Annotated in this window: 7 protein-coding genes; 6 read left to right on the top strand and 1 reads right to left on the bottom strand. The window is 70.4% G+C overall.

The features are described 5' to 3' along the window. Nucleotides 1–121: 121 nt before the first annotated feature. From ASD62_RS06215 to ASD62_RS06205, 3 genes are all read left to right on the top strand, one after another. Nucleotides 122–238: a 3-isopropylmalate dehydrogenase gene (locus tag ASD62_RS06215; RefSeq protein ID WP_200947706.1), complete on the top strand. Its 117-nt coding sequence runs from the start codon at nucleotides 122–124 to the stop codon at nucleotides 236–238. A 124-nt stretch (nucleotides 239–362) separates the two neighbouring features. Further along, on the top strand, nucleotides 363–1,430 hold the full coding sequence (locus tag ASD62_RS06210) for a 3-isopropylmalate dehydrogenase (RefSeq protein ID WP_056915214.1): 1,068 nt from the start codon (nucleotides 363–365) through the stop codon (nucleotides 1,428–1,430). An 87-nt stretch (nucleotides 1,431–1,517) separates the two neighbouring features. Continuing rightward, complete coding sequence (locus ASD62_RS06205) at nucleotides 1,518–2,627, top strand: branched-chain amino acid aminotransferase (protein ID WP_056915213.1); 1,110 nt, start codon at nucleotides 1,518–1,520, stop codon at nucleotides 2,625–2,627. A 15-nt stretch (nucleotides 2,628–2,642) separates the two neighbouring features. On the opposite strand, the gene ASD62_RS06200 is transcribed toward ASD62_RS06205, so the two are convergent. Then, nucleotides 2,643–3,380: a M50 family metallopeptidase gene (locus ASD62_RS06200; protein WP_235530648.1), complete on the bottom strand. Its 738-nt coding sequence runs from the start codon at nucleotides 3,378–3,380 to the stop codon at nucleotides 2,643–2,645. Between the two features lie 202 nt (nucleotides 3,381–3,582). On the opposite strand from ASD62_RS06200, the gene ASD62_RS06195 reads away from it, so the two are divergent. The 3 genes from ASD62_RS06195 to ASD62_RS06185 are packed head-to-tail and all read left to right on the top strand — an operon-like array spanning nucleotide 3,583 to nucleotide 8,537. Further along, entirely contained in the window at nucleotides 3,583–5,154 is a 1,572-nt protein-coding gene (locus tag ASD62_RS06195) for an amino acid permease (RefSeq protein ID WP_056915212.1), read from the top strand. Nucleotides 5,155–5,160: 6 nt separating this feature from the next. Next, the gene (locus tag ASD62_RS06190; RefSeq protein WP_056915211.1) at nucleotides 5,161–6,075 is read left to right on the top strand and encodes a choline/ethanolamine kinase family protein; all 915 of its coding nucleotides are present in this window, start codon (nucleotides 5,161–5,163) and stop codon (nucleotides 6,073–6,075) included. Continuing rightward, nucleotides 6,072–8,537: an FAD-dependent oxidoreductase gene (locus ASD62_RS06185; RefSeq protein WP_056915210.1), complete on the top strand. Its 2,466-nt coding sequence runs from the start codon at nucleotides 6,072–6,074 to the stop codon at nucleotides 8,535–8,537. Before ASD62_RS06190 ends, ASD62_RS06185 begins: the two co-directional genes overlap by 4 nt. Nucleotides 8,538–8,568: the final 31 nt, after the last annotated feature.

Raw genomic sequence — 8,568 nt, 5'->3', positions numbered from 1 at the left:
CCCGCCGCGGCGAGTTCCGGTAGTCAGCCACCTCGCCGCGGAGATCCCGCGTGCATGGCTGACCGTGGCACCCCGTCATCCGGGAGTGGCCCGCCGTAGAACCCCACATACTCGAATCCCTGTGCTGCACAGGGGAATCCACGAAGGAATGGTCGACATGAGCGAAGAAGCCCAGAAGGCACGTCAGGCACTGCAGGAGTCGATGGACCTGCGCGAGCAGGGCCACTCCGACGACTGACGACGCAGTACCACCGGCGGCGCGCAGACGCGCCCCACGACGAACGGCCCCGGCGACCCGCCAGGGGCCGTTCGTCATGTGAGACGTTGGTATCAGATCGCAAGACCGCTTCTAGGCTGGACCCATGCCCACCCCCACCTCAAGCACGGACACCGTCAACCTCGCCGTCATCGGCGGCGACGGCATCGGGCCCGAGGTCGTCGCCGAGGGGCTCAAGGTCCTCGACGCCGTCACGGGTGACTCCGGACCCAAGTTCCACACGACCGAGTACGACCTGGGCGCCCGCCGCTGGCACGCGACCGGTGAGACCCTCCCCGACTCGGTCCTGGAGGAGCTGCGCGGCCACGACGCGATCCTGCTCGGCGCGATCGGCGACCCCACGGTCCCGAGCGGCGTCCTCGAGCGCGGTGTCCTGCTGCCGCTGCGGTTCGCGCTGCAGCACTACGTCAACCTGCGGCCCGCGAAGCTCTACCCGGGCGTCCAGAGCCCGCTGGCCGTCGAGCGGGTCGCCCCCGACGGCATCGACTTCGTCGTCGTCCGCGAGGGGACGGAGGGTCCGTACGTCGGCAACGGCGGGTCCCTGCGCACCGGCACGCCCCAGGAGATCGCCACCGAGGTCAGCGTCAACACGCGGTTCGGTGTCGAGCGGGTCGTCCGCGATGCCTTCGCCCGTGCGGCGGCCCGCCCGCGCAAGCACCTGACGCTGGTCCACAAGCACAACGTGCTCACCCACGCCGGGCACCTCTGGCGTCGTACGGTCGAGGAGGTCGGCGCCGAGTTCCCCGACGTCGAGACCGCCTACCAGCACGTCGACGCGGCCACGATCTTCCTGGCCACCGACCCGGGCCGGTTCGACGTCATCGTCACCGACAACCTGTTCGGCGACATCATCACCGACATCGCCGCCGCCATCGCGGGCGGCATCGGCCTGGCCGCGAGCGGCAACATCAACCCCGAGGGGACGGCCCCGAGCATGTTCGAGCCGGTCCACGGCTCGGCTCCCGACATCGCCGGGCAGGCCAAGGCCGACCCGACCGCGACGATCCTGTCCGTCTCGATGCTCCTGGAGCACCTCGGGCGCGCCGAGGAGTCCGAGCGGGTCGAGCGCGCGGTCGCGGCCGACCTCGCGGAGCGCGGCGCGAGCGTACGCAGCACCACCGAGGTGGGCGACGCGATCGCCTCGCGCCTCTGAGTCACGGCTGCACCTGAGTCTCCTGCCGGGGGTGCCAGTCCGGCAGGTAACCTCGGCAGGAGATCCGCAACGACGCAGGAGGACTCCATGAGCCAGACCACCGCCCCGCTGACCTTCGAGGTCACCCGCCGCACCGACCCGCGGCCGGACGCGGAGCGTGAGGCGGTACTGGCCAACCCCGGGTTCGGCACCACCTTCACCGACCACATGCTCACGGCGACGTGGACCAAGGGTGAGGGCTGGCACGACGGCAAGGTCACGGCATACGGGCCGATCTCGCTCATGCCGTCGGCGGCCGTCCTGCACTATGCGCAGGAGATCTTCGAGGGCATGAAGGCCTACCGGCACGAGGACGGATCCATCTGGACGTTCCGGCCCGAGGCCAACGCCCAGCGGATGATCCGCAGCGCCCGACGGATGACCCTCCCGGAGCTGCCCGAGGAGGGCTTCATCGCCTCGCTCAAGGCACTCGTCGAGGTCGACCAGGCGTGGGTGCCGTCCGGTGCCGGCGGTGAGGCGAGCCTCTACCTGCGTCCCTTCATGTATGCGTCGGAGGCCTTCCTCGGTGTCCGCCCGGCCTCGGAGGTGACGTACTCCGTCATCGCCTCGCCGGCAGGGGCGTACTTCACCGGCGGCATCAAGCCGGTGACCCTGTGGCTGTCGATGGACTACGCGCGCGCCGGTGACGGCGGGACCGGGGCGGCGAAGTGCGGTGGCAACTACGCCTCCAGCCTCGCCGGGCAGCTCGAGGGGATCGAGAACGGGTGCGACCAGGCGGTCTTCCTCGACGCCTCGACGCACACGTACGTCGAGGAGCTCGGCGGGATGAACCTGTTCTTCGTGACCCGCGACAACAAGCTCGTCACGCCCGAGCTCACCGGCTCCATCCTCGAGGGCGTCACCCGCTCGTCGGTCCTGGCGCTGGCCAAGGAGATGGGCCTGGAGCCCGAGGAGCGCCGCATCCCCATCCAGGAGTGGAAGGACGGGGCGGCCAGCGGCGAGATCACCGAGATCTTCGCCTGCGGCACTGCGGCCGTCATCACTCCCGTGGGTGAGCTCAAGTGGGACGGCGGCAGCTGCGACCACCGGGGCGGCGTCGACTACGGCCCCGTCACGCGCACCATCCGCGAGAAGCTCCTCGACATCCAGTACGGCCGGGCCGAGGACACGCACGGCTGGCTGACCCGCCTCGTCTGAGGCGGGACGTCGGCCTCAGGCCATCGCCAGCAGGCTCCGCAGCGCCCACCAGCTCGAGGCGGCCAGGGCCACGACGAAGGTCGTGTTCCAGAACCACCTAGGCAGGTGGGTGAGCCCGGCGAGGACCGCCGGGTCTGAGCCGGACCCGGGGTGCTGGAGGACGGCCCCGAGGTGGCGCCAGGCGCCCACCAGCAGGAATGCGCCGCTCCCGAGGAGGATCCCGCCCTGCACGGCCGGTGCGGACCACCACCACAGCGCGCCGGTGACGGCCGTGAGGGCGAGCATCACCACGGCCGTGTAGGCGGACCGCACCCGCACCAGGGACAGGGCCAGGACGGCTGAGGTCGCCGCGAGGAGCGGGGGAGCCCAGCCGGCGCCGGCGGAGAACAGGGAGAACGCCCCCACCACCGCGGGCGCCGGGTAGCCGGACCAGGTGCAGAGCACCCGTCCCACCCCGCGGGTGGGTCCGACGGTGACGGCATGGCCGGACATGTCGCCGCGCAGCACCAGTCCGGTGAACCGGCGTCCGAAGAGCCGGCCCACGAGGCCGTGACCGAGCTCGTGCACGACGGTGACGACGACCCTGGCCTGCGTCCACCACGCCGGGACGGTGACGACGGCCAGGACGAGGGCCAGCACCACCACCACGCTCGCCCCGCCCGGGACGGAGGCGGCATCGGTGTGCAGCCGCGTCACGACCTGCGTCCACAGGTCGGATCGGCTGCTGCCGGTGGTCTGCGTGGTCCCGTGCACCCGGTCATCCTGCCCGGCGACCCTGTGCCTGCGGCGGAGGGTGGGTCCAAAGGTTCACGAACGTGCCAAACAAAGGCAACTGCGACAGGTCGCAACCGTTGGCACGCTGCATCACCCACGAATCAACGTCATGAGGGTCTGGTCGGCGGGACACGGCGGCAGTAGCATCGGCCCAACTTCGTACCGAAGACTAGGAGCCGAGATGGCCAGTGTCAGCGAACTGTCGGACGACGAGCGCCGCCTCGCGGAGCTCGGGTACAAGCAGGAGCTGGATCGGTCGTGGTCCGGGTTCTCCAACTTCGCGATCTCGTTCTCCATCATCTCGATCCTGGCCGGGTGCTTCACCACCTTCGGGGTCGGCTGGAACAACGGCGGACCGGCTGCGATCGCGTGGGGCTGGCCGATCATCAGCCTGTTCATCCTGACCGTCGGGTTCTGCATGTCCGAGCTGGTCTCGGCCTACCCCACCTCGGGCGGGATCTACTGGTGGGCGAGCAAGCTGGGCGGGGTCAAGGCCGGCTACTACACGGGGTGGCTCAACCTCATCGGGCTGCTCGCCATCGACGCGTCGGTCGCCTACGGCTGTGCCACCTTCTTCGACCTGACCCTCGGCGCCTTCGACAGCGGTTACACGCCGGGTGACCTCAACCGGGTCTTCATGTACTTCATCGTCGTGCTCATCCTGGTGTCCCTGGTCAACATCTTCTCGGCGCACCTGCTGGCCGTGCTCAACAACATCTCGGTCTGGTGGCACGTGTTCGGTGCCCTGGCCGTCGTACTCATCCTGTGGTTCGTCCCCGACCACCACGCGAGCGTCTCGTCGGTGTTCACCCACACGGTGAACAACACCGGGTTCAACGGCGGGAGCACCCACGGTCTGGGCTTCCTCTTCTACATCCTGCCGATCTCGGCGATCCTCACGCAGTACACGATCACCGGGTACGACGCCTCCGCGCACCTCTCGGAGGAGACGCACGGGGCGGCCGACACGGCGGCCAAGGGGATCTGGCAGTCGATCGCCTACTCGGCGGTCGGTGGCTGGATCCTGCTGCTCACCTTCCTCTTCGCGGTCCAGGACGAGGCCGGGGTGACCAAGGGTGGCGGCGCGGTCGCGACGATCTTCAACCAGGCCCTGTCGAGCCCGTGGGCGGGCACCATCCTGCTCATCTCGACCGCCGGCCAGTTCTTCTGCACCACCGCCTGCATGACCTCGACCACCCGCATGCTGTTCGCGTTCAGCCGTGACGGGGCGGTCCCGGGGTCACGTCTGTGGTCGAAGCTGAGCGCCAAGCGCGTGCCCGTCAACGGTGTCATCCTCTCGGCGGTCATCGCCGTCGTGCTGACCCTGCCGGCCCTCGTGAAGGTCAACATCGGCACGGATGCGTCGCCGACCTACGTGCCCATCGCGTTCTTCGCCGTGGTCTCCATCGGCGTGGTCGGTCTCTACGTCGCCTTCGCCATCCCGATCTACTACCGGTGGCGCGCGGGCAGCTCCTTCCGGCAGGGCTCGTGGAACCTCGGCACGAAGTGGCGCTGGCTGGCGCCGCTGGCGATCGTCGAGATCGTCGTCACCTCGATCGTCGCGATGTTTCCGACCGTCAACTCCGGCAACCCGTTCGACAAGGACTTCGCGTGGAAGTTCGTCAACTACACCCCGATCGTGGTCCTCGGCGCACTGGCCCTGCTGTGGGTTTTCTGGCACGTCTCGGCCAAGAAGTGGTTCACCGGGCCCAAGCACACGGTCGACGCGGACGTCGCCGAGACGTTCCGCTGACGGACCGTGCGAGTCGACCGGTGGCTCGACGAGATCCCCTGCCTGGCCGGTCAGGAACGCCGGGTCGATGAGCTCCCCGGTGGCCTGACGAACCACAACTACCGGGTCCGGACGGCGACCCTCGACGTCGTCGTCCGGATCTCGCCGGCCAGCACCGAGCTCCTCGCGGTCGACCGGGAGCACGAGTGGCACAACAGCGTGGCTGCCGCCTCGGTGGGGGTCGGGGCGCCCGTCGTGGACTACCTCCCGGAACGAGGGGTGCTCGTGGTGGGCTACCTGCCGGGCCGGACCTGCACTGCGGCCGACATCGGTGCCAACCTGCCACGCCTTGCCGCCGCCCTGCGGCGGCTCCATTCGGGACCGGCCTTCGCCTCCCGCTTCGACATGTTCGAGGTCCAGCGCCGATATGCGCAGATCGTTGCAGCCCAAGGCTTTCCCCTCCCCGAGGGGTATGCCGCGCTCGAGCCTGCCGCACGTCGGCTCGAGGCGGCGCTGCGGACGTTCCCCGAGGGGCTCGTGCCATGCCACAACGACCTGCTGGCAGCCAACATCATCGACGACGGTGGCGACCTGCGGTTGATCGACTACGAGTACTCCGGGATGAACGAACCCGCCTTCGAGCTGGGCAACCTCGTCAACGAGTCGCAGCTCGACCACGACCACCTCGAGGAGCTGGTGGAGAGCTACTACGGCCGCCTCGACGGACGCCTGCTCGCGCGGGCCGAGCTGTGGGGCCTGGCCGGCCGGTGGGCCTGGACGCTCTGGGGGGTCATCCAGCAGGGCGTCTCCGACGTCGACCACGACTTCGAGGCGTTCACGACCGAGCGCCTTGCCCTGGCCCTGGCCGGCTTCGCGGACCCGCGTCTGGGCGCCCTCCTCGACGCGGCCGCCGCCCCACCCGTGCCGCAGGGAACGCCGTGACGGGGGACCTGCCGACCAGGGCCAGGGTGGTCGTCATCGGTGGGGGAGTCATCGGGTGCAGCGTGGCGTACCACCTGGCCCACCTCGGGTGGACCGACGTGCTGCTCCTCGAGCAGGGCTCGCTGTCGGGTGGAACGACGTGGCACGCAGCCGGGCTGGTCGGGCAGCTGCGGGCGAGCGAGGCCGGCACCCGTCTCGTGCAGTACTCCACCGACCTCTACGCCCGGCTCGAGGCAGAGACCGGTCTGGGCACCGGCTACCGGACCTGCGGCGGCCTCACCGTGGCCCGCACCCCCGACCGGATGGTGGCCCTGCGCCGCACCGCGGCCAGCGCCGCGGCATACGACCTGGACTGTGAGCTGCTCACCGCGGACCAGGCCCACGAGCGGTACCCGTTGATGCGCCACGAGGACCTGCAGGGCGCGCTCTGGCTGCCGGGCGACGGGCGGGCGAACCCCACCGACCTCACGCAGGCCCTGGCCAGGGGCGCCCGCAACCTCGGGGTGGTCGTCCGCGAACGCGTGCGGGTGACCGGTGTCGACACGCGCGACGGGAGGGCGACGGGCGTGCGCACCGACCACGGTGACGTCGAGGCGGAGGTCGTCGTCAACTGTGCGGGGCAGTGGGCCAACGCCGTGGGGGCGATGGCGGGTGTGAACGTGCCGCTGCACTCCGCGGAGCACTTCTACGTCGTCACCGACCAGGTCGACGGGGTGCACCGCGACCTGCCGATCCTGCGTGACCCGGACGGCTGGACCTACGTGAAGGAGGAGGTCGGTGGCCTCCTCGTCGGTGGGTTCGAGCCCCAGGCCAAGCCGTGGGTGCCGCCGGACCAGATCCCGCACCCGTTCGAGTTCGCGCTCCTCGACGAGGACTGGGAGCACTTCGAGGTGCTCATGGAGAGCGCGGTGCACCGGCTGCCGGTGCTCGCCGAGACGGGCGTCCGCAAGTTCTACAACGGGCCCGAGAGCTTCACCCCCGACAACCAGTTCATCATCGGCGAGGCACCCGAGCTGGCCGGCTTCTTCGTCGCGGCGGGGTTCAACTCGGTCGGGATCGCCTCGGCCGGTGGGGCCGGTCGGGCGCTCGCCGAGTGGGTGGCCGAGGGGGCTCCGACGATGGATCTCATCAGCGCCGACATCCGTCGGTTCTCCCCGCTGGCCGGAAACCACTCCTGGCTGAGGGAGCGGGTGGTGGAGGTGCTGGGGCTGCACTACGCCGTGCCCTGGCCGAACCGCGAGCCTGAGACGGGGCGCCCGCAGAAGCGGTCGCCGCTGCACGACCGGCTGGTCGAGCGGGGCGCCTGCCTGGGCTCGCGCAACCACTGGGAGCGGGCCAACGTCTTTGCGCCGCAAGGGGTCCCGCCGGTGGTGGAGTACTCGTGGGAGAGGCCGGCCTGGGTCGACTGGTCCGTGTCGGAGCAGCTGGCCACCCGGTCGTCGGTCGCGGTGTTCGACCAGACCTCCTTCTCGAAGTACCTCGTGACCGGCCCCGACGCGGAGGCGGCCCTGCAGTGGCTGTGCACCGCTGACGTCGCGGTTCCCACGGGGCGCACGGTCTACACGGGGATGCTCAACACCCGGGGCACCTACGAGGCCGACGTGACCGTCACCCGACTGACGACGCACGAGTTCCTCGTCGTCAGCAGCGCCGCGACAACCGTCCGGGACCTCGACTGGATCCGACGCCACGTCCCCCGGGGCTCGCGGGTCGAGGTGGTGGACGTGACCGGCGCGTGGGCGGTCCTCGGGGTGATGGGGCCGCTGTCGCGGACGCTGCTCGAGCGGCTCACGGACGACGACCTGTCGGACGCAGGCTTCCCCTTCTCGACCAGCCGTGAGATCCGGCTCGGCCACGCGACGGTCCGGGCCACCCGCATCACGTATGTCGGTGAGCTGGGTTGGGAGCTCTACGTCCCCACCGAGCTGGCCCTCGGTGTCCACGACGACCTGTTCGGGTGCGGTGCCGACCTCGGGGTCGTGCCGGCCGGGTACTGGACGATCGAGGCGCTGCGGCTGGAGAAGGGGTACCGCGCCTTCGGGCGCGAGCTCACGACCGACCTGGGGCCGGTCGAGGCCGGCCTCACGTTCGCCTGCAAGAGAGGTGCCGACCACGACTTCCTCGGACGTGGCGCGGTCGAACGAGCGCGGGCCGAGCCCCCAAGGCGTCGTGTGGTCTCCCTGGTCGTCACCGACCCGGATGCGTACCTCTGGGGTGGCGAGCTCGTCCTGCGCGACGGCGTCCCCGTCGGTCAGGTCACCAGCGCGGCGTGGGGCGCAGCGGTCGGCTCCTCCGTGGGACTGGCCCTGGTCGCCGACCGCCAGGGGGGTCCCGTCACCGCGGCTTGGCTGACGGGCGGCGCGTGGGAGGTCGACCTTGCAGGCCAACGGTTCCCGGTGAGGGCGATGCTGCGCGCCCCGTACGACCCGGAGGGGCTGAAGCTGGGGCGGGTGAAGCCATGACTCGCCGAAAGGTCCTTTCGCAGACCATTGA

This window comes from Phycicoccus sp. Root563 (assembly GCF_001427915.1).
GTDB lineage: Bacteria > Actinomycetota > Actinomycetes > Actinomycetales > Dermatophilaceae > Pedococcus.
The sequence above is the reverse complement of the archived record's forward strand: the minus strand, read 5'-3'. Positions and strand labels throughout refer to the sequence as shown.

Bases quoted from the DNA above. Each gene is read 5' to 3' on its own strand.
- ASD62_RS06210 (WP_056915214.1), top strand. From the start codon at position 363: ATGCCCACCCCCACCTCAAGCACGGACACCGTCAACCTCGCCGTCATC.
- ASD62_RS06205 (WP_056915213.1), top strand. From the start codon at position 1,518: ATGAGCCAGACCACCGCCCCGCTGACCTTCGAGGTCACCCGCCGCACC.
- ASD62_RS06195 (WP_056915212.1), top strand. From the start codon at position 3,583: ATGGCCAGTGTCAGCGAACTGTCGGACGACGAGCGCCGCCTCGCGGAG.